Annotated in this window: 16 protein-coding genes; 12 read left to right on the top strand and 4 right to left on the bottom strand. The window is 72.0% G+C overall.

Translation table 11 applies throughout. The features are described 5' to 3' along the window. Window positions 1–22: 22 nt before the first annotated feature. Both HUO13_RS30720 and HUO13_RS30715 read right to left on the bottom strand, forming a co-directional pair. Window positions 23–604, bottom strand: a complete 582-nt coding sequence (locus HUO13_RS30720) for a DUF3515 domain-containing protein (protein ID WP_249124196.1) — start codon at window positions 602–604, stop codon at window positions 23–25. A gap of 79 nt (window positions 605–683) precedes the next feature. Further along, window positions 684–917, bottom strand: coding sequence for an Lrp/AsnC ligand binding domain-containing protein (locus HUO13_RS30715; RefSeq protein WP_211903275.1), 234 nt, complete (start codon window positions 915–917; stop codon window positions 684–686). Window positions 918–1,012: 95 nt separating this feature from the next. Here HUO13_RS30715 and HUO13_RS30710 point away from each other — a divergent pair, with 95 nt between their 5' ends. Further along, a complete protein-coding gene (locus HUO13_RS30710) occupies window positions 1,013–1,978 on the top strand; it encodes a thiamine-phosphate kinase (protein ID WP_211898426.1) in 966 nt (321 codons plus the stop codon). A gap of 73 nt (window positions 1,979–2,051) precedes the next feature. Here HUO13_RS30710 and HUO13_RS30705 read toward each other — a convergent pair whose 3' ends face one another. Further along, on the bottom strand, window positions 2,052–3,395 hold the full coding sequence (locus tag HUO13_RS30705; protein WP_211898425.1) for an MFS transporter: 1,344 nt from the start codon (window positions 3,393–3,395) through the stop codon (window positions 2,052–2,054). Between the two features lie 375 nt (window positions 3,396–3,770). Here HUO13_RS30705 and HUO13_RS30700 point away from each other — a divergent pair, with 375 nt between their 5' ends. Both HUO13_RS30700 and HUO13_RS30695 read left to right on the top strand, forming a co-directional pair. Then, the gene (locus tag HUO13_RS30700) at window positions 3,771–4,445 is read left to right on the top strand and encodes a uracil-DNA glycosylase (RefSeq protein WP_211898424.1); all 675 of its coding nucleotides are present in this window, start codon (window positions 3,771–3,773) and stop codon (window positions 4,443–4,445) included. Window positions 4,446–4,690: 245 nt separating this feature from the next. Continuing rightward, on the top strand, window positions 4,691–5,272 hold the full coding sequence (locus tag HUO13_RS30695; protein WP_211898423.1) for an Rv1733c family protein: 582 nt from the start codon (window positions 4,691–4,693) through the stop codon (window positions 5,270–5,272). Between the two features lie 94 nt (window positions 5,273–5,366). Here the strand turns inward: HUO13_RS30695 and rpmB are convergent, their stop codons facing one another. Beyond that, window positions 5,367–5,558: a 50S ribosomal protein L28 gene (gene rpmB / locus HUO13_RS30690; RefSeq protein WP_009947524.1), complete on the bottom strand. Its 192-nt coding sequence runs from the start codon at window positions 5,556–5,558 to the stop codon at window positions 5,367–5,369. Window positions 5,559–5,924: 366 nt separating this feature from the next. On the opposite strand from rpmB, the gene HUO13_RS30685 reads away from it, so the two are divergent. The 9 genes from HUO13_RS30685 to HUO13_RS30650 all read left to right on the top strand — a co-directional run bounded on the left by HUO13_RS30685 (window position 5,925) and on the right by HUO13_RS30650 (window position 20,674). Continuing rightward, window positions 5,925–7,505, top strand: a complete 1,581-nt coding sequence (locus HUO13_RS30685) for a DAK2 domain-containing protein (protein ID WP_211898422.1) — start codon at window positions 5,925–5,927, stop codon at window positions 7,503–7,505. Between the two features lie 68 nt (window positions 7,506–7,573). Continuing rightward, the gene (locus HUO13_RS30680; RefSeq protein WP_211898421.1) at window positions 7,574–7,921 is read left to right on the top strand and encodes a GntR family transcriptional regulator; all 348 of its coding nucleotides are present in this window, start codon (window positions 7,574–7,576) and stop codon (window positions 7,919–7,921) included. A gap of 37 nt (window positions 7,922–7,958) precedes the next feature. Further along, a complete protein-coding gene (locus tag HUO13_RS30675) occupies window positions 7,959–8,942 on the top strand; it encodes a DUF1648 domain-containing protein (RefSeq protein WP_231849829.1) in 984 nt (327 codons plus the stop codon). A gap of 217 nt (window positions 8,943–9,159) precedes the next feature. Next, the gene (gene recG, locus HUO13_RS30670) at window positions 9,160–11,412 is read left to right on the top strand and encodes an ATP-dependent DNA helicase RecG (protein WP_211898420.1); all 2,253 of its coding nucleotides are present in this window, start codon (window positions 9,160–9,162) and stop codon (window positions 11,410–11,412) included. 785 nt (window positions 11,413–12,197) lie between these two features. Continuing rightward, on the top strand, window positions 12,198–15,575 hold the full coding sequence (locus tag HUO13_RS30665; RefSeq protein WP_211898419.1) for a pyruvate carboxylase: 3,378 nt from the start codon (window positions 12,198–12,200) through the stop codon (window positions 15,573–15,575). A gap of 108 nt (window positions 15,576–15,683) precedes the next feature. Next, window positions 15,684–16,817: a sensor histidine kinase gene (locus tag HUO13_RS37870; RefSeq protein WP_249124195.1), complete on the top strand. Its 1,134-nt coding sequence runs from the start codon at window positions 15,684–15,686 to the stop codon at window positions 16,815–16,817. Then, on the top strand, window positions 16,805–17,485 hold the full coding sequence (locus HUO13_RS30660) for a response regulator (protein WP_249124194.1): 681 nt from the start codon (window positions 16,805–16,807) through the stop codon (window positions 17,483–17,485). Before HUO13_RS37870 ends, HUO13_RS30660 begins: the two co-directional genes overlap by 13 nt. Window positions 17,486–17,722: 237 nt before the next feature. Continuing rightward, window positions 17,723–19,111, top strand: a complete 1,389-nt coding sequence (locus HUO13_RS30655) for an alpha/beta fold hydrolase (RefSeq protein ID WP_249125194.1) — start codon at window positions 17,723–17,725, stop codon at window positions 19,109–19,111. A 117-nt stretch (window positions 19,112–19,228) separates the two neighbouring features. Further along, window positions 19,229–20,674 carry a M20/M25/M40 family metallo-hydrolase gene (locus HUO13_RS30650; protein WP_211898416.1) on the top strand — a complete coding sequence of 482 codons (1,446 nt, stop codon included), beginning with the start codon at window positions 19,229–19,231 and terminating at the stop codon, window positions 20,672–20,674. The last annotated feature ends 37 nt before the right edge of the window (window positions 20,675–20,711 follow it).

Here is a 20,711-nt window from a genome sequence, read left to right as displayed (position 1 = left end):
CAACGCGATCCGAAAGCACTTCTCAGGGGAAGACGGGCTGCTTGGGCAGCGTGTCGCGGAGGATCCGCGAGAGGTCCTGGACCGGGCCGCTGCCCGAGTCCGCCGAGACGGTGAGCGCCACGTAGACCGGGCGGTCCACCGCGAGCCACGAGCTCCGGCCGCCCTCGCTGATCTCCAGCCAGCTCACCCCGGAGATGTCGACCAGCTTCGACGTCGGGGTCAGCTCGGCGGGGGCGTCGATGCCGCAGCGCACGGTGACCGGGTCGTGCTCGGCGTCGCCCCACGCGACGGTCGCGGGCGGCACCGGCTCGGCCAGCGCCCGGCGCGGCACCGGTGCCTCGCCCAGGCGCAGGTCCCGCGGCAGCGCGGCGATCACCTTCGCGCATTCCGGGGTTCCCGCCTCGGCGGCGGGGATCGGCGGGAGCGCCAGCGGTCCGGTGCGGCGAGCCTTCTGCGCGGCTTCCCGGGCCTGCTGCTCCTGGTCACCGACGTACTGGACGTAGAGTCCGAGCGCGGCGACCGACACGGCCAGCAGGGCGCCAAGTGCGATGGCGACGACCAACACCGGTCGGGGCAGGCCGGGGGTTGGCTCTTCGCGACTCACGCGGACCACTACAGCACGGCCGGCAGGGCACGACCGCACCGGCCCGCTGCCGGCGCCGTCGTGCCCTGCCGCCCGTCGACTACAGGTGCACCACCGGACACGTCAGGGTCCGGGTGATCCCCTCGACGTTCTGGATGTTGGCCACGACCATCTTGCCGAGCAGGTCGACGTTCTCCGCCTCCGCGCGCACGATCACGTCATACGGACCGGTGACGTCCTCGGCGCTGACGACGCCGGTGGAACCGGCGATCTCGGCGGCCACCGCGGCTGCCTTGCCGACTTCCGTCTGGATGAGGATGTATGCCTGAACCACGGCGTGCCCCTTCGTCTCGACCATGTGCGGGGTAGGAAACTTGCAGCAAGCTACCCCATTAGACCGAGCTGACGCTCAAGGAAGGAAGGTCTCAGTTGGGTCCGGATTCGTCGCAGGACGCACAGACCGTTTCCCAGGTGGGTGAGTTCGGTCTCATTGATCGGGTTACGTCCGGCAGGCAGCAGTCACCGGGCACGCTCATCGGACCGGGGGACGACGCGGCCGTCCTGGCGGCCCCGGACGGCCGTGTCGTGGCGACCACCGACGTGCTCGTGGAGCAGGTGCACTTCCGTTTCGACTGGTCCACGCCGCGCCAGGTCGGGCGCAAGGCCGTCGCGGTCAACCTCTCCGACATCGCCGCGATGGGAGCGGTGCCCACCGGTCTGCTGGTCGGTCTCGGCTGCTCCCAGGACACGCCGACCGAGGTGGTCGACGAGCTTTCGGCGGGCATGTGGGAAGAAGCACAGCAGGTCGGGATCGGTCTGGTGGGCGGCGACATGGTGTCGGCAACGGCACTGGTGATCTCGGTTACCGCGCTGGGCGACCTGCAGGGCAGGCCGCCGGTCACCCGCTCCGGCGCGCGTCCGGGCGACGTCGTCGCGGTGGCGGGCAGGCTCGGGTGGGCGGCGGCCGGGCTCGCGGTGCTCGGCCGCGGTTTCCGATCCCCGGTGGCGGTCGTCGGCGCGCAGCGGGTGCCGGAGCCGCCGTACGCGGCCGGGCCGCTGGCGGCCGAGGCCGGTGCGACGTCCATGGTGGACATCTCCGACGGGCTGGTGGCCGACCTCGGGCACGTCGCCACCGCGTCGGGCGTGGCCGTCGACATCCGCAACGAGCTGCTGGTGGTCCCGCAGCGCCTCAGCGAGGTCGCCTCCGCGCTCGGCGCCGACGCCCGGCACTGGGTGCTCACCGGGGGAGAGGACCAGGCGCTCGCGGCGACGTTCCCGCCGGACGTGGCGCTGCCGGAGGGCTGGCGCGCCGTCGGCGTCACCGCCGAGGGCCAGGGCGTGACCGTCGACGGAGCGGCCTACGAGGGCACCTCCGGCTGGGAGCACTGGCGCTGACGTCGCTCCGTACCGCACGAGCGAAAGGGCCCGGTCGCAAAGATTGCGGCCGGGCCCTTTCGTGCCGTGAGGATCAGGTCGTGGCGGGGGCGGACTTGGCGACGCCCTCGTCCTCCATCAGCGGCTTGCCCGCCGTCTCCTTCATCAGCAGGATCGGGACCAACGCGATCGCCGCGGCACCCATCAGGTAGTAGGCCGGGAAGAAGGTGTTCCCGGTCGACTGGACCACCGCGTCGTTGATGAACGGGGCGGTGCCGCCGAACGCGGCCGTCGACACGTTGTACCCGACGCAGAAGGCCGCGTAGCGCACCTTGGTCGGGAACATCGCGGGCAGCGTCGCCGCCAGCGGCCCGATCGTCTGGATGTGGGCCAGGCCCAGCAGCGCCAGCCCGGCGAGCGTGGTCGGCAGGGTCCCCTGCGAGATCAGCATGAACGCCGGGATCGGCAGCACGATGAAGCAGATCGCCGCCGACAGGAAGACCGGCTTGCGCCCCACCTTGTCCGAGAGCGCACCGACCGGCGTGATGAACACCAGCATCACCGCGACCGTGATCAGCAGCGGGATGAGCACCTGGTACTCCTCCCCCGGCGCGTCGAGGTGGAGCGTCTGCTTGAGGTAGGTCTCCATGTAGGTGAGCAACGTGTAGTTGGCCACGTTGATCAGCACCACGATGCCCATCAGGATCAGCAGCCTGCGCCAGTGCTCGGCGATCAGCGCCTTCAGCGGCGAGTTGGCGACCTGGTGGGTCTCCTGCAGGTTCTTGAACGCAGGCGTGTCCTCCAGCTTGCTCCGCAGGTAGAGACCCACGGCGCCGAGCGGACCGGCGATCAGGAACGGGACCCGCCAGCCCCAGGATTCCATCGAGGCCTGGTCGAGGTTGAGGATCAGGATGGTCGGCACCAGCGCGCCGAGGCCGAATCCGACCAGGGTGCCGAACTCCAGCCAGCTGCCGTAGAAACCGCGCCGCTTGTCCGGTGCGAACTCGGCGATGTAGGTCGCCGCGCCGCCGTACTCACCACCGGTCGAGAAGCCCTGCAGCATCCGGCACAGCAACAGCAGGATGGGGGCGAGCACGCCGATCGCGCCGTAAGTCGGCAGCAGGCCGATCAGCAGTGTCGAACCGGACATCAGCAGGATCGTCAGGGCCAGGACCTTCTGCCGTCCGATGCGGTCTCCGAGAGGTCCGAAGAACAGGCTGCCGAACGGCCGGATCAGGAAGGAGATGGCGAAGACCCCGAAAGCCGAGACGGTCTCCCACGGCCCGGGGAAGAACTGGTGGCCGACATAACTGGCCACATAAGCGTAGACACCGAAGTCGTACCACTCCGTGGTGTTCCCGATCGCCGCCGCTCCGACCGCACGCCGCAGCAGTGACCGCTGTTCTGGGGTTGTCCCGTCTTTCTCCTGAGAAGTCATGGGGCTGAGCGCCACCTCCGGGGTTGAGCCTCCACGGCGTGTGCGTTTAGGTGGTCTAGGAACCTAGCCCAGGGTGCAGGGCATAGCCACCAATACGCCGGAATGTGTCCATTTCGATGATCGCGCGCTTATGCAAGTCGTCACCGCGGACTCGGCGTCGCGGTTGGCGCGCCGATCGCCGAATGGGGTCGCCAATTGCGGGCGTGACAGGCGGAAATGGCGAATCGGGAGCTGCTCGCGCGCACTTGCGGACCGGCCCGGTGTGACAGGCATCCAAATGGGTGTGATGCCAGTCACGTTGACGTGTTTGTGACCCAGCGTTGTCGCCCGGGGCGGCGCCCTGTGGATCTCCCCGCCTCGCTAGGCTGTTCTGCCATGACGCGTCCCCTCACAGACGTGGTCGAGGCCGGGTGGGCCGAGGCCCTGGAACCGGTGGCCGACCGCATCAGCGCGATGGGTGGCTTCCTGCGCGACGAGGTCGCCGCGGGGCGCCGGTACCTGCCGGCCCCGGAGAACGTCCTGCGCGCGTTCAAGCAGCCCTTCCGCGAGGTGCGGGTGCTCATCGTCGGCCAGGACCCGTACCCGACGCCGGGGCACGCCGTCGGTCTCAGCTTCTCGGTCGCCGCCGACGTCCGGCCGCTGCCGAAGAGCCTGGTCAACATCTTCCGCGAGTACACCGAGGATCTCGGCTACCCGATGCCCTCCAACGGCGACCTGACGCCGTGGACCGAGCGCGGGGTGCTGCTGCTCAACAGGGCGCTCACGGTCGAACCCCGCAAGCCCGCCGCGCACCGGGGCAAGGGCTGGGAGGAGGTCACCGCGCAGGCGATCCGCGCGCTGGCCGCCCGGGAGGAGCCACTGGTGGCGATCCTGTGGGGCCGCGACGCCCGCGACCTGCGGCCGCTGATGCCCGGCGTCGAGTGCGTCGAGTCGCCGCACCCGAGCCCGATGTCGGCTGACCGCGGCTTCTTCGGCTCGCGGCCGTTCAGCCGGGTCAACCAGATCCTGGAGAGCCGCGGCGAGGAGCCGATCGACTGGAAGCTGCCGTAGCGCGGCTCCTTTCCGCTGGGCCGTCGTCGGCTCCGCGTTCGCGCGGCCGTCGTAGGCTTCGCTTCCCCCTGGCCGTCGCCGTTCGGCCGTGACGTCGCACACGGCGTCCGTCGCGCGGCTGTCGTTGCACCGCTGCGTGTCGCCTAGGCGCAGGTCAGCGGGCATGTGCGGGTAGCTTTCGCCCACGCCCGGTCGTACATTGGCGAGTGCCGGATACCAGCGTTCGTGTCGGAAGAAGGCTCGTCATGGGGGCCGGCCGGAACACCAGCCTGCGGCGCCTCGCCCGCCGGGTGTGGCCAGGTGCCAACCCGCTGCGCCGGCGCACCGACTGGTTCGAGCCGGTCGCGTTGCTCGTGTTGATGCTCGCGGCCGTCATGGTGGTGACGCTGGCCTTGATGACCTCCCAGTCCGTGCTGCGAGACCGCTTGGCGGCGGTGCAGGACGAGGAGGCGTCGCGGCACCCGGTCGTAGCGACGGTGGTGGCCGAAATCCGGGACCAGGGCTCGGCGAACCGGTCGCTGGCCGTGCGCTGGGGGCAGCCGCCCGACGAGCACTTCGCCGTCGTCCAGGTGCCCGCCTACGTTCGCGCCGAGAAGACCGTCCCGGTGTGGCTCGACCGCGACGGGCAGGTCACCTCCGCGCCGTCGACGCGCGCCGAGGCCACCCAGGCAGCCGGAACCCTCGGCGCGGCGGTGCTGCTCGGAGGGCTGATGGCGCTCTCGATCGGTTACGGCCTCGCCCGCTGGGTCGTGGTCCGGGGCAGGCTGTCCGCCTGGGGCGCGGAGTGGGAGTGGGTCGAGCCGCGCTGGCGCAACCACATGAGCTGACCGCCCGGCCGGAGGCCGGGTGAGACACCGCCGACCGCACGAAAAACCCCGGGACGGCGGGACCGTCCCGGGGTTCGGCGAAGCCGGAGTGCGGTCAGCCCCGCACGACCTTGCCCGCCTTGAGGCACGAGGTGCACACGTTCATGCGCTTGCGCTGCGAAAGACCGATCTTCGCGTGCACGGTCTGGATGTTCGGGTTCCACCGGCGCCTGGTCTTCCGGTGGGAGTGCGAGACCGAGTTGCCGAAGCCTGGTCCCTTACTGCAGACGTCGCAGACGGCAGCCACGTCAGACACCCCTTACTTTGGTTCACGGTTCCAGCGATGAGCGTCACGCAAGCGACTCCCACTTGCGTGAGGTCTCGCCACCCGCAGGTGACTGCGCTTGCCTTTACCGCCGACCGGCGGTGTGGTCCGGGCAGGCCGGGCCCGCTGGGCCGCAACCGCCGGAATGGATCCCGGTGTGGGAACGTCCAGGGTCATCGCAACCCTGGACCGGATCAGTGTAGCTCACCCCGCCTGACCTCCTCGCGAGGGTCGCCTTGCCGCCGAGCTGGGCGGACCGGCCCACGAGCGTCGGCTCGGCCCGCTACGGAGAGCGAAACCGGGAACACTCCCTCTAGGCTCTGCGGAGCCGTTCGTAGGCTACCTGCCGTGGAGGTCGCGAAAGTGCTGGACGCGGTGACCGCCCGCCGCTGGGCGGACCTGGCGGTGGCGGCGCTGGCCGAGGACCGGGCGGCCATCGACCGGATCAACGTCTACCCGGTCGCGGACGCCGACACCGGGACGAACCTGCTGCTCACCATGCGCTCGGCGGTCGCCGAACTGTCCGCCTGCACCGCCGGCGGGCTCGGCGAGGTGCTCGCCGCGCTGGCCAAGGGCGCGCTGGGCGGGGCGCGGGGCAACTCGGGGGTGCTGCTCTCCCAGGTGCTGCGCGGTCTGGCCGACGAGCTGCGGGACGCCGAGTCCGCCGACGGTGCCGCGCTGACGCGCGCGCTGCTGCGGGCCGACGGGCTGGCCCGCGACGCGGTCGCCGAGCCGGTGGACGGCACGCTGCTGTCGGTGCTGCACGCCGCCGCGCAGGCCGCCGACAGCGGCTCCCGCGACCTGCACGTCGTGCTGCGCGCCGCGACGCGCGCGGCGGTCAGCGCGCTCGACGAGACGCCCGCGCAGCTTCCCGTGCTGGCCGAGGCGGGCGTGGTCGACGCGGGCGGACGCGGCCTGGTGATCCTGCTCGACACCCTGCACGCGGTGGTCCACGACGGTGTGCGCCTGGCGCCCGATCCGCCCGCCGGCCGCATCCCGCCGAAGTCGCCGCACCACGAGTCCGGTTACGCCTACGAGGTCATGTACCTGCTGGGCGGGGCCACCGACGAGGCGACGACGTGGTTGCGCGACACCCTGTGCGGTATCGGCGACTGCGTGTCGGTGGTCGGCGACGGCGCGGACGCGTGGGCGGTGCACGTGCACTGCGACGACATCGGCGCGGCGATCGAGTCGGGCATCGAGGCCGGTCGCGTGCACCGGATCCAGGTCACCCGCTTCGCCGACCAGCACCGCGGCTACGAGCGGGATGCCGCCGTGCTGGCGTGCGTGCGGGGCGGTGCGCTGGCCGAGCTCTTCGAGGCCGAAGGCGCCGACGTGCTGCGGCTGGCGGACCTGCCGGAGCCCGCGGGTGCCGACGAGCTCTCCGCGGCCGTCGCGGGCACCCGCGCCGCGCACGTCGTCCTGCTGCCCAACGACGAGGCCGCGACCGCCATCGCCGAGGAGGCCGCCGGGCGTGCGGTCGTGGCGGGCCAGGACGTCGTGGTTGTGCCGACGGTGTCGCCGGTGCAGGGGCTGGCCGCGCTGGCGGTGCACGACCCGTCCCGGCGGCGCGCCGACGACGCGGTCGCGATGACCGAGGCCGCGGCGGCGACCCGCAGGGGCGAGCTGCGCATCGCCGACTCCGAGGCGCTCACCTGGGCGGGGCGTTGCCAGCCGGGCGACGTCCTGGGCCTGGTCGACGGCGAGGTGGTGCTGCTCGGCTCGGATGTGGGCGAGGTCGCCCGCGTGCTGGCCGACCGGATTCTCACCGCGGGAGGCGAGCTGGTCACCGCGCTGGCCGACACGGGTGCGCCGGAGTCGCTGCCGGAGGTGCTCGCCGAACACCTGCGTCGGACGCATCCGGAGGTCGAGCTGAACTGCTATCCGGGCGGAGAGCTCGGGGCGGTGCTCCTGCTGGGCGTCGAGTAGTCGCAGCGAAGGAAGTCGGGTCTCGGAGGATCACATCGAACGTGAATGGTGCTAATGTTGATAGCACCATGTTGCTCACCGTGGATCTCAACGACAAGCGGCCGCTGCACGAGCAGGCGGCCGATGCGATCCGGCGTGCCATCGCCGAGGGAGAGGTCGCCCCCGGCGACCGCCTCCCGCCCGCGCGCGACCTCGCCGCGGCGCTGCAGATCAACGCCAACACCGTGCTGCGGGCGCTGCGGCAGCTGCGCGACGAGGGACTGCTGGAGTTCCGCAGGGGCCGCGGCGTCTCGGTGCTGCGGCGGCCGGACCCCCGGGTCGCGCTGCGCGAGAGGTTGGACCGCCTGCTGGAGGAGGCCGAGCGCCACGGGTACGGGCGGGACGCGGTCATCGCGTGGATCGAGGAGGGCACGTGAGGGAGCGGACGTGCCGCGAAGGACTGGAGGAGATGCGATGACTTTCCGAGCGATGTTCGCCCTCGGGGGCGTGGTCTGGGCGGCGCTGGTGACGGGGGCGCTGCTCGCCGGGGTGCTGCTCCTCGGCGGCCGGTTACCCGACCCGATGGCCACGCACTGGGGTCCGTCGGGCGTGCCCGACGGATCGATGACGCGGACCGGCTTCCTGGCCTTCGTCGTCGGGCTGTGGGTGGTGATCGCGGTCGGGACGCTGGTGTTCGCCGTGCGCGGCGGACTCGGCCGCCGCGCGAGCCGGGTGCTCCTGTGCGGGACCCTCGCCGGTGGCGGGCTCTTCGTGCTCGGCCTGCTCGGCCTGACGGTGTGGGCCAACGAAGGAGCGGCGCACTGGCAGCAGGCGCGGAGCCTGAGCTGGCAGGCGTTCCTGGCGGTCGGCGGGGCGGTGCTGGTGGGTGCGCTGGCCGGCTGGCTCGCCAACCGCGGGCCGGACGACACCCCGCCGCCGGTGGCGGGCGAGTCGCGGATGCGCATCGAGGCCGGGCAGCGGGTGGTGTGGATGGCGACGATGTCCAGCAGTCTCCTGCGGGGACTCGGCCTGGCGATACTGGTGCCCGCCGTGGTGCTGACCGCGGTGCCGCTGTTCGCCGAGGCGCCCCCGCTGTGGCCGGTCGCGCTGGTCTTCGGGGTGTGCTCGCTGCTGGTGCTGGCCCTGTCTTCGATCCTGGTCCACGTCGGGGAGTCGGGCGTGCGGATCGCGTTCGGACCGCTGCGGTGGCCGGTGCGCAAGCTCCCGCTGGAGCGCATCACCGGAGCCGAGGCCGCCGACAAGCGGGCGGTGGAGGTCGGCGGCTGGGGCTACCGCGTCCTTCCCGGGCAGACGGCGGTCATGATGCGCGGCGGGGAATGCCTGGTGCTGCACCTGGAGTCCGGCAGGCGGTTCGTCATCAGCGTCGACGGTGCCGAGCGCGGAGCGGAGCTGCTCAACGCGCTGGTCGCGGAGCGCTCCGCCGTCGACGGCCGCTGAGTCGTGAGGTGTGGTCGTTCCGCCGCGGCAACGGCCGGTGCGATCACGGTGGACGTTGCCGGGCCGGCGCGCGGGATGCCGCCGAACCCGGCTCCCGGCGGCATCATGGAGGGCTGGGCGGTGCCGTCACCGGTGCGGCGGCTGCGGCCGTTGCCGCCGGTGTCGGCTCCGTCCGATAACTTGCTGGCGGAAGCGACCGATCGGAGCCGGTGGGGCGATGGCGACTGGAGACTCGACGAGGGCGGAGACGTCGCTGGAGCGCGTGCTCGGAGCCAAGACCGCCAAGGCGCTGGAGTCCGCGCTCGATCTGTCCACGGTGGGCGACCTGCTGCGCCACTACCCCCGCCGCTACGCCGAACGGGGCGAGCTGACCGCCATCGCCGGGCTGGAGATCGACGAGCACGCCACCGTGCTCGCCCAGGTCGAGCGGGTTTCCAAGCGCAGCATGAAGTCGCGGCGCGGCACCATCGTGGAGGCCCGCATCACCGACGGTCACCGGTCGCTGATCTGCACCTTCTTCAACCAGGCGTGGCGCGAGCGGGAGCTGCTGCCCGGCAGGCGCGGCATGTTCGCGGGCAAGGTGACCGCCTACCGCAACCAGCTCCAGCTCGCCCACCCCGAGTACCAGCTGTTCACCGGGGAGGACGAGGACGTCAGCGAGGCGGCCGAGGAGTTCGCGGGGGCGCTGATCCCCGTCTACCCCTCGGCGCAGGGACTGCCGTCGTGGTCGATCGCGCGCTGCGTGAGCCAGGTCCTCGACACCTGGGACGGCGAGGACGACCCGCTGCCCGGCGAGCTTCGCACGCGGCTGGGACTCACCGGTCTGGAGGCCGCGCTGCGCAAGATCCACCGGCCGCGCGACTTCGGTGAGGTCACCGCCGCGCAGGAGCGGCTGAAGTGGGACGAGGCGCTGGCGGTGCAGCTCGCGCTGGCTCGGCTGCGGGGCGCGGCGCAGTCCCATCCGGCGCCGGTCTGCCTGCGGCGCGACGACGGCATCCTCGCCGCGTTCGACAAGCGGTTGCCGTTCGAGCTCACCGGAGGCCAGCGCGAGATCGGCGAGGACATCGCCGCCGACCTCGCCGTCGAGCACCCGATGAACCGGCTGGTGCAGGGCGAGGTCGGTTCGGGCAAGACGGTGGTCGCGCTGCGCGCGATGCTCCAGGTCGTCGACTCGGGCAGGCAGGCCGCGATGCTCGCCCCGACCGAGGTGCTGGCCGCCCAGCACGCCCGCTCGCTGGCCGAGCTGCTCGGTGAGCTCGGCATGGCGGGCGAGCTCGGCGGAGCCGAGCAGGCCACCCGCGTCACGCTGCTGACCGGCACGATGCCCGCCGCCCAGCGCAGGAAGGCGTTGCTGGAGGCCGCCTCCGGCGAGGCGGGCATCGTCGTCGGAACGCACGCGATCATCCAGGACCGGGTGTCCTTCGCCGATCTCGGCCTGGTCGTGGTCGACGAGCAGCACCGCTTCGGCGTCGAGCAGCGCGACGCGCTGCGGGCGCGCGGCGGCGACGAGGTGTCCCCGCACGTGCTGGTCATGACGGCCACGCCGATCCCGCGCACGGTCGCGATGACCGTCTACGGCGACCTGGAGACATCGGCGCTGCGCGAGCTGCCCAGCGGGCGCTCGCCGATCAGCACGAACGTGGTGCCGGTGGCGGAGAAGCCGAGCTGGCTGGACCGGGTGTGGCAGCGCATCCACGAGGAGGTCGGCGCCGGGCACCAGGTCTACGTCGTCTGCCCGCGCATCGGCGACGACGAGGAGACCGACGGCAAGAAGCGGAAGTCGTCGCGATCGTCCGCAGTGGACGACAGCGACGGCGCCGACGAGCCGCCGCCGGAGGACTCCGGCGGTCAGCGCCGGCCGCCGGTGGCGGTGCTCGACGTCGCCGAGCAGCTCGCCGCCGGACCGCTGGCGAGCCTGCGGCTCGGCGTCCTGCACGGCAGGCTGCCCGCCGACGACAAGGACGCCGTGATGCGCGGCTTCGCCGCGGGCGACATCGACGTCCTGGTCGCCACGACCGTCGTCGAGGTCGGGGTGAACGTCCCCAACGCCACCGTCATGGTGATCATGGACGCCGACCGCTTCGGCGTGAGCCAGCTCCACCAGCTGCGCGGCCGGGTCGGCCGGGGCAGCGCGCCTGGGCTGTGCCTGCTGGTCAGCGAGGCGATGGGCGGCACCACCACCCGCGAGCGGCTCGACGCCGTCGCCTCGACCACCGACGGCTTCGAGCTGGCGCGGCTGGACCTGGAGCTGCGCCGCGAGGGCGACATCCTCGGCGCGGCCCAGTCGGGTCGCAAGTCCGGGCTGAAGATGCTGTCGCTGCTGCGCGACGAGGACGTGATCGCCCAGGCGCGGCAGGAGGCCGAGTCCTTCGTCGCCGCGGACCCGGAACTGCGCGCGCACCCGGGGCTGGCGCGGATGGTCGCCGAGGTCGTCGACGACGAACGCGCGGAGTACCTGGAGAAGAGCTGAGGCCCTGCCTCTCGGCGGGTGCGGCGCTGGCGGCGTCGGCCCCCGCCTGTCGGGGGTGGGGCGAAGTCGCCTTGGCCCGCGCGTCGCGGGGGTGCGTATTGGCGACGGAGGTGGGGCGAAGTCGCCTTGGCCCGCGCGTCGCGGGGGTGCGTATTGGCGACGGAGGTGGGGCGAAGTCGCCTTGGCCCGCGCGTCGCGGGGGTGCGTATTGGCGACGGAGGTGGGGCGAAGTCGCCTTGGCCCGCGCGTCGCAGGGGTGCGCATTCGCGACGGAGGCGGGCGTAGCTGCCTCGGCCCGCCCGCGGAAGGCGCGAGGCGCCGCGCCGGTCGCAACCGCTCGCAACCACCGGTCCCGACTGACGGCGGCCGCGACGCCCGGCGAGTCGGTACAGCACCCGGCCGGAGGCCGTCTGCACACCGGCCGGACGCCACTGCATCCCCGCCGGATGCCACCTGCCCGCCGACCGCCGGCCCGCACGTCCCGCGCCGCCCCGCCGCCCGTGTGCCGCAAGGGTCGCGCCGCCGCGCGAGGGGTGTTCCACTGGTCACCGAGTGTGGAACCTTGACGCCCGCGATGTGACAAGATCACTGTCTTCCACGAGACGAAATTCCTTGATCGAGAACTTCTGCGGAATTTCTTCCCATTTTGGCCTTGTGTGGAGTAGCGATATGAGCAGGTCACGACGCTTTTGATGAGTTCCATCACTCGGGAGGTTCTCCCGGATGGGGGAAATTTCGCGGTAGTGTTCGTGCACCGACCGACGCCTGTACAGGAGGTAGCCGGCATGTTCCGCAAGGTCCTCGTCGCCAACCGGGGCGAGATCGCGATCCGCGCATTCCGCGCCGGGTATGAGCTCGGTGCGGGGACGGTCGCGGTGTTCCCACACGAAGACCGCAACTCGCTGCACCGGTTGAAGGCCGACGAGTCCTACGAGATCGGCGAGCCGGGTCATCCCGTGCGCGCCTACCTCTCCGTCGAGGAGATCATCAAGGCCGCCAAGAAGGCCGGTGCGGACGCCGTCTACCCGGGCTACGGGTTCCTCTCCGAGAACCCCGAACTGGCCAAGGCGTGTCACGAGGCCGGCATCACCTTCGTCGGCCCGAGCCACGAGATCCTGCAGATGACCGGCAACAAGGCCACCGCGGTGGCGGCCGCCCGCGAGGCGGGCGTGCCGGTGCTGGACTCGTCGGCTCCCTCGAGCGACATCGACGCGCTGATGTCCGCCGCCGACAACATGGAGTTCCCGGTGTTCGTCAAGGCCGTCGCCGGTGGCGGCGGCCGGGGCATGCGCCGGGTCAACGAGCTCGGCGCGCTGCGCGAGGCGCTGGAAGCCGCGATGCGCGAGGCCGAGTCCGCCTTCGGCGACCCGACGGTGTTCCTCGAGCAGGCCGTGGTGAACCCGCGCCACATCGAGGTGCAGATCCTCGCCGACGCCGCGGGCAACGTGATCCACCTCTTCGAGCGCGACTGCTCGGTGCAGCGCCGCCACCAGAAGGTCATCGAGATCGCGCCCGCGCCCAACCTGGACCCGCAGCTGCGGGAGCGGATCTGCAACGACGCGGTCGCCTTCGCCCGCAAGATCGGCTACGTCAACGCCGGGACCGTGGAGTTCCTGGTCGACGAGCAGGGCAGGCACGTGTTCATCGAGATGAACCCGCGCATCCAGGTCGAGCACACCGTCACCGAGGAGGTGACCGACGCCGACCTGGTGCAGTCCCAGATCCGCATCGCCGCCGGGGAGACGCTGGAAGACCTGGGCATGACCCAGGACTCGGTGCGGCTGCGCGGCGCGGCGCTGCAGTGCCGGATCACCACCGAGGACCCGGCCAACGGTTTCCGCCCGGACACCGGCATGATCAGCGCCTACCGCTCGCCCGGCGGCGCGGGCATCCGGCTCGACGGCGGTACCGCCTTCGCGGGTACCAGCGTCAGCGCGCACTTCGACTCGATGCTGGTGAAGCTGTCCTGCCGCGGCCGCGACTTCGCCACCGCGGTGGCCCGGGCGCGGCGCGCGGTCGCCGAGTTCCGCATTCGCGGCCTGGCCACGAACATCCCGTTCCTGCAGGCGGTGCTGGAGGACCCGGACTTCGCCGCGGGCAAGGTCACCACCTCGTTCATCGAGGAGCGCCCGCACCTGCTCACCGCCCGGCACTCCGCCGACCGCGGTACCCGGCTGCTGAACTACCTCGCCGACGTCACGGTCAACCGCCCCAACGGCGAGCGGCCGACCGTGCCGGACCCGATGTTCAAGCTGCCCGCGGCGGACCTGTCCGCCGAGCCCCCGGCGGGCTCGAAGCAGAAGCTCACCGAGCTCGGCCCGGAGGGCTTCGCCTCCTGGCTGCGCGACCGCGACGCGGTCGGCGTCACCGACACCACCTTCCGCGACGCCCACCAGTCGCTGCTGGCGACCCGGGTGCGAACCAAGGACCTGCTCGCGGTCGCCCCGCACGTGGCGCGGCTGACCCCGGAGCTGCTGTCGCTGGAGTGCTGGGGCGGCGCGACCTACGACGTGGCGCTGCGGTTCCTGGCAGAGGACCCGTGGGAGCGGCTGGCCAAGCTGCGCGAGGCCGTGCCCAACATCTGCCTCCAGATGCTGCTGCGCGGGCGCAACACCGTCGGCTACACGCCTTACCCGACCGAGGTGACCGAGCACTTCGTGCAGGAGGCCACCGACACCGGCATCGACATCTTCCGGATCTTCGACGCGCTCAACGACGTCGAGCAGATGCGCCCGGCGATCCACGCCGTGCGCGAGACCGGGAAGTCGGTCGCAGAGGTCGCGCTGTGCTACACCGCCGACCTGTCGAACCCGGACGAGAAGGTCTACACGCTCGACTACTACCTGCGGCTGGCCGAGCAGATCGTCGACGCCGGTGCGCACGTGCTGGCGATCAAGGACATGGCGGGCCTGCTGCGGGCGCCCGCGGCGACCAAGCTGGTCACCGCGCTGCGCGAGGAGTTCGGCCTGCCGGTGCACCTGCACACCCACGACACTCCCGGCGGACAGCTGGCCACCTACCTGGCGGCCATCCAGTCCGGTGTGGACGCCGTGGACGGCGCGACCGCGTCGCTGGCGGGCACCACCTCGCAGCCCGCGCTGTCGTCGGTGGTCGCGGCCACCGACCACACCGAGCGCGCCACCGGGCTCGACCTGGAGGCGATCTGCGACCTGGAGCCGTACTGGGAGTCGGTGCGCAAGATCTACCAGCCGTTCGAGGCCGGGCTGGCCTCGCCGACCGGCCGGGTCTACAAGCACGAGATCCCCGGTGGGCAGCTGTCCAACCTGCGCACCCAGGCGGTCGCGCTGGGGCTGGGCAACAAGTTCGAGGAGATCGAGGCGATGTACGCCGCCGCCGACCGGATCCTCGGCAGGCTGGTGAAGGTGACCCCGTCCTCGAAGGTCGTCGGCGACCTCGCGCTGCACCTGGTCGGCGCGGGCGTGGACCCGGCCGACTTCGAGGCCGAGCCGCGCAAGTTCGACATCCCGGACTCGGTCATCGGGTTCCTGCAGGGCGAGCTTGGCGACCCGCCGGCGGGCTGGCCGGAGCCGTTCCGGACCCGCGCGCTGGAGGGCCGCACCGGTGAGCGCAAGCTCGCCGAGCTGTCCGAAGAGGACCGCAAGGGCCTGGCCGAGGACCGGCGCACCACGCTGAACCGGCTGATGTTCCCCAAGCCCACCAAGGAGTTCACCGAGCACCGCGAGGCCTACGGTGACACTTCGGTGCTGCGCAGCAAGGACTTCTTCTACGGGCTGCGCCCCGGGGAGGAGTTCCCGGTGGACCTGGAGCCCGGGGTGCGGCTGCTCATCGGCCTGGAGGCGATCAGCGAGCCCGACGACCGCGGCATCCGGACCGTGATGGCGATCCTGAACGGCCAGCTGCGCCCGATCCAGGTGCGCGACCGCTCGGTGGCCACCGACCTGCCGGTGGCCGAGAAGGCCGACCGGTCCAACCCGGGCCACGTTCCGGCGCCGTTCGCGGGCGTGGTCACGCTGTCGGCGGCCGAGGGCGACTCGGTGGAGGCGGGCCAGACGGTCGCGACCATCGAGGCGATGAAGATGGAGGCCGCGATCACCGCGCCGCAGGCGGGCACCGTCAAGCGGCTGGCCATCGGCTCGGTCCAGCAGGTCGAGGGCGGTGACCTGATCATCGAGCTCGGCTGACGCCGAGCAGGCGGACGAGGCGCCGGGAACCGGTTGGCTCCCGGCGCCTCGTCCGCGTCAGCCTGTCAGTAACCTCGGAGTCTCGGTGACGAGGAAGGGCAGGCTGGCGTGATCCGGAGGACTTGGCGCCGGTTGCCGGGACTCGCACAGGACGGCGTGGTCGCGCTGCTCGCGGCGGTCGCGATGCTGTCGATGCCGTTGCTCGACTCGTTGAGCTTCCCCCCGACGCAGCCGCGCAGCGGTTTCGGCCCGCTGTGGGGAGTTCTGGTCGTGTGCGCGTGCGCTCCGCTCGCGGTGCGCCGCCGGTGGCCCCTGGCCGCCGCTGGAGCGTCGATGGGCGTGGTCGCCCTCGGTGGCCTGTTCGTCTCCCGCGACCCGGGGGTGCTTGCCGGGGTGGCGGCGATCGCTTCGGCCGCCTACCACCGCGACCGGGGGCGCACCGGTCTGGCGGTGGCCTCCGCGGCCTGGATGTTCTTCCTGGTTTGGAATACGAGTCGGGTGCTGCGCCTGTCGGACGTCGCTTTCGCGGCGGCTTACGGCGTCACTCCGGTCGTCGTCGGTTACGCGTTGCGCGCGAAGGTCGAACGGGCCGGGCAGCTCGCGCGGTTGCACCGGGCCGAGGCGTTGCGGGCGCGTTCGGAAGAGCGGACCCGCATCGCGCGTGACGTGCACGACGTCGTCGGCCACCACCTCAGCTCGGTGCGGCTCCAGGCGGTCGGCGGCCGTCGGGCGCTGAGCACGTCGCACGCCGACGCAGAGCGGGCTTTCGACGGCATCGCGGAGGTTTCGGGGCAGGCGCTCTCGGAGATCCGGGCGCTGCTCGACCTGCTCCGGGCCGACACCCAACCGCGGATCAGCGAGCTGCGCGAACTGGCAGGCGGATTGGCCGACGCCGGTCTGAACGTGACGACCACCGGCGACGGCCCGGCCGCGCGGGAACTTCCCGACGATGTCCAGGAATGCGTCTACCGGGTGGTGCAGGAGTCGCTCACCAACGTCGTCCGGCATGCGCGAGCTGGCAAGGCCGCGGTGCGGATCCACGTCGATGCCGGGGAAGTCTCGGTCACGGTCGACGACGACGGCTCGGGTGCCCCGGCCGCCGACGCCGGCCACGGCCTGCGGGGGATGCGGGAGCGGGTCGCGGGGCTGGGTGGCACGTTCTCCGCCGGACCGAGCGACGCGGGCGGGTGGCGGGTCCGCGCGGTACTGCCGTCGGGGAGGGACGCCCGGTGCTTCGCCTGATCATCGCCGACGACCAGCCCGCCACGCGGGACGGCCTGCGCATGCTGCTCGCCGGGGAACCGGGGATCGACCTGCTCGGGGCGGCGGTGGACGGCCGAGACCTGGTCGCGATGGCGCGGCACCGACGGCCCGACGTGGTGCTGACCGACATCCGGATGCCCGGGATGGACGGGCTCGCGGCCATCCGCGAGCTGACCGCGCTGGACCCGGCACCGTCCGTCGTCGCGCTCACCACCTTCGACGTAGACGAGTACCTCTTCGGTGCGTTGCAGGCGGGGGCGGTGGGCTTCCTGCTGAAGGACAGCGATCCGGCGCTGTTCGTGGAAGGGCTGCGCGCCGCGCACCAGGGCCAGGGGCTGATCGACCCGCAGGTGACGCGCAGGCTGGTGCGCAGGTTCGCCGACACCTCCCCGCGTCCGGCGACCCCGGCGCTCGGCGCGCTGACCCCGCGTGAGACGGAGGTGCTGCGCCTTCTCGCGCAGGGGCTGACCAACAGCGACATCGCGGGCACGCTGTTCATCGCGCTGGGTACCGTCAAGCTCCACGTGGCGCGGATCCTCGACAAGCTCGAGGTGCGCACGAGGGTCCAGGCGGCCATCTACGCGCACCGGCACGGCCTCGTCACATGGGCGGACGAGACGGAGTCCGGCCACGGGCCGGCATCGTGATGCGGCGCGAAGGTCGGGATATGCCTTTGGGCAGATGTGGCGCGGAAGTGGTCCTTGCAGGCTGGTCGCGTTGCTGAACCGGCTTTCGAGGAGTGCGTGTTGCGGAGGAGAGTTTCAGGTTCTGTTTCACAAGCGGCGGAGCCGCTTGCGGTGTGCGACTCAGCTGAACCACCGGCGGCTGAGGTTCCGCCGAGCGCCCCACTACGCAAGCCACATCTGAAACACGTTCTGGGAGTGATGCTGGCGCTCGCGGGTGTGCTGGGAACCTCAGCGGCCGGCGTCGCCGAGGCCGCGCCGCCACTGGAGTGGAAGTCCTGCGGGGGTGCGCTCCCGGTCGAGATGGAGTGCGCGACGCTCGACGTCCCGGTCGACTGGGAAGGGCCGCAGGGCAGGAAGATCGCCCTGGAGCTGGCTCGTGCGAAGGCGACCGGTGCCCGCGCGGGCGCGGTCGTCCTCAATCCTGGTGGCCCCGGGAACTCGGGCACCGGCGCACTGTCGCGCTCGCTGGCGCACTTCACCGAGCTGCGTCGTCAGTTCGACGTCGTGACGTGGAATCCGCGCGGCGGCGGGGCGACGCGGGACCTGCCCGAGGTGTGCTACCGGACCGGGCCCCGGTTCGAGACCCCGCGAACCAGGGACGAGTTCGACCGGGTGGTGCGGGAGGGCCGCGCGGCGGTGGACAGGTGCCGCGCGGCCGATCGCGAGCTCGTGGACCACGTCGACTCGCGAACCAACGCGCGCGACCTGGACGCGATCCGGGCGGCGTTGGGGGAGCCGGAGCTGAACTACCTCGGCAACTCCTACGGTGGGGTCATCGGTGCTTCTTACGCGCGGGTCTTCCCGGGCCGGGTGCGCACGATGTTCCTCGACAGCATCGTCGACCACGTCAGCGACTTCGAGGTGGTCGAGCGCCAGCAGTACCAGCAGTCCGAGCGGGCCTTCGCGGGCCTCGCGGACTGGTGCGCGACGACACCGAGCTGCAAGCAGCACGGCCAGGACCTCGGCGCTGCTTGGCGGGCGCTCCTCGCAGCCGCCGACCTGTCTCCGATCCCGGCGCGCGGCTCCGTTCCGCAGGCGACTTACGACGGTGACCGGTTGGTGTTCGCGGGGAGCGTCCTCGCGCTCAACCCCGAGCTCTGGCAGAAGTTCTCCGACGCCCTCGAACAGGCCCGAAACGGAGATGCGGCGTTGTTCCACGAGTACGCGGGTGGCCGGCAGCCCATGGCGCCGAGCGCCGGTGTCGCGATGGAGTGCGCGGACGGCGTCGCGTTCCGGGACTACGAGGACTACGAGGCGGCACTGGCTCGCGGGGCGGAGCTGTCGCCGAACTTCCCGGGTCTGTACGCGACGCGTGAGCTGATGTGCACCAGCTGGACGGGCCCGGTGGCCAACCCGCGCGGACCGCTGCCGCCCGGCCTGCCGCCGATGTTCGGCACGGGCGGGTGGCGGGAGTTCGAGAGCGTCCAGAACGTGCTCTCCCAGGTTCCTGGATCGGTGGGCGTGAAGTTCGACGGGCCGCAGCACGGCTTGTACCTCAACGAGGCCGACAAGTGCGTGATCGGCCACGCCGACCGGTACTTCACCGACCGGGCGCTGCCCCCGGCCGGCACCGCCTGCCCGGGCTGACGGCCGGCGCCCTGACGCCGGACCCGTGACGTGCGTCCGTTCGCCGCCTGTACAGGGGTGTCGGGTCGTGCCAATGTCTTACGCACGCTGGGTGATCACCTCGGTGCGGAGGTCGATGTGCTGCGACGACTCGGGATACCGCTGGCCTTGGCCGCCATGACGACCGCCGTGCTGGTGCCCGGCGCGGCGGTCGCCGCCCGCGACCGCGAGTGGCTGGCGGAGCGGATGGCGACCGGTGGCAGCGACGGTGCGGTGGCGCACCTGGCGGCGTTCGATCGGATCGCCGCCGGGAACGGCGGGAACCGGGGCGTCGGTTCGCCCGGGTTCGAGCAGTCGCTGGGCTACGTCGCCGACCGGCTCACCGGCGCCGGGTACGAGGTCACCTACCAGGACGTCCCGTACCGCGGTTTCCACGTCGACGCCGAGCGGGCGACCGCGCCGGACGGCACCGGCGTTCGGGTCCTGATGTCGCAGTACGGGCCCTCGACCGCGGAAGGCGGTCTCACCACGCCGCTGTTCGCGCTGCCCGCGGGGCAGGAGGACCCGGCGCCCGGCTGCGAGGCGGCGGACTACCCGGCGCACGCGCGGGGGACGATCGCCCTCGTCCGCACCGGCGGCTGCACCACGCCCGGCAAGGCCGAGGCCGCGGGGGAGGCGGGCGTCGCCGCGCTGCTGCTCTACGAGGTCTCGCCCGCGCCGTGGACGGTCCTGCGCCTGCGGGCACCCGACTCGCTGATCCCCGTCGGCCACCTCACCCAGCTCGACGCCGAGGCCCTGGCCGCGCAGGCCGGGGCGCCCATGACGGTCGAGCTGCGCGGCCGCGACGAGTACGCGACGACGGTGAACCTGTTCGCCGAGACGGCGGGCGGGCAGGCCGACGACGTCGTGATGGCGGGCGCGCACCTGGACAGCTCCTCCGACGGACCGGGCGTCAACGACAACGGCTCCAGCGTCGCCGCGGTGCTGGAGGCCGCGCTGCGGCTCGCGCCGTACCAGGACGTCGTGCCGAACAAGGTGCGGTTCGCCTTCTGGGGCGCCGAGGAACTGGTCAACATCGGGTCGCACCACTACGTCGAGTCGCTGACGCCGGAGCAGGTCGAGGCGATCGCGCTCTACCTCAACTACGAGATGCTCGCCTCGTCGAACTACGTGAACTTCGTGATGGACGGCGACGACAGCGACCACCCCGACACCGGCGGTCCGGCCGCTCCGCCCGGTTCGGGGCAGGTGGAGGCCGTGATGGCACAGGGCTACCGCATCCAGCGGGAGCCGTTGAAGACCGCGGACTTCGCGTCGATGCGCTCCGACAGCGAGGCGTTCATCGCGGCCGGGATTCCCTCCGGCGGCGCGCACGGCGGCATCCGGGGCCTCAAGACACCGGAGGAGGCGGCCGTTTTCGGCGGCACGGCGGGACAGTTCTACGACCCGTGCTACCACCAGAGCTGCGACGACCTGGCACACGCCAACCTAGCGGCGATGCGGGCGAGTGCCAAGGCCGTCGCGTGGGCGGTGGGCCGCTTCGCCGTCTACGACGAGGACGTGCGCGCGGCCTCCCGTCGCTGAGCGCGCACGGCGCCAGCCGCGCGCAACACCCGGCTCG

It is taken from the genome of Saccharopolyspora erythraea (assembly GCF_018141105.1).
Taxonomy (GTDB): Bacteria; Actinomycetota; Actinomycetes; order Mycobacteriales; family Pseudonocardiaceae; genus Saccharopolyspora_D; species Saccharopolyspora_D erythraea_A.
This window is presented reverse-complemented; position numbering and strand designations above follow the sequence as displayed.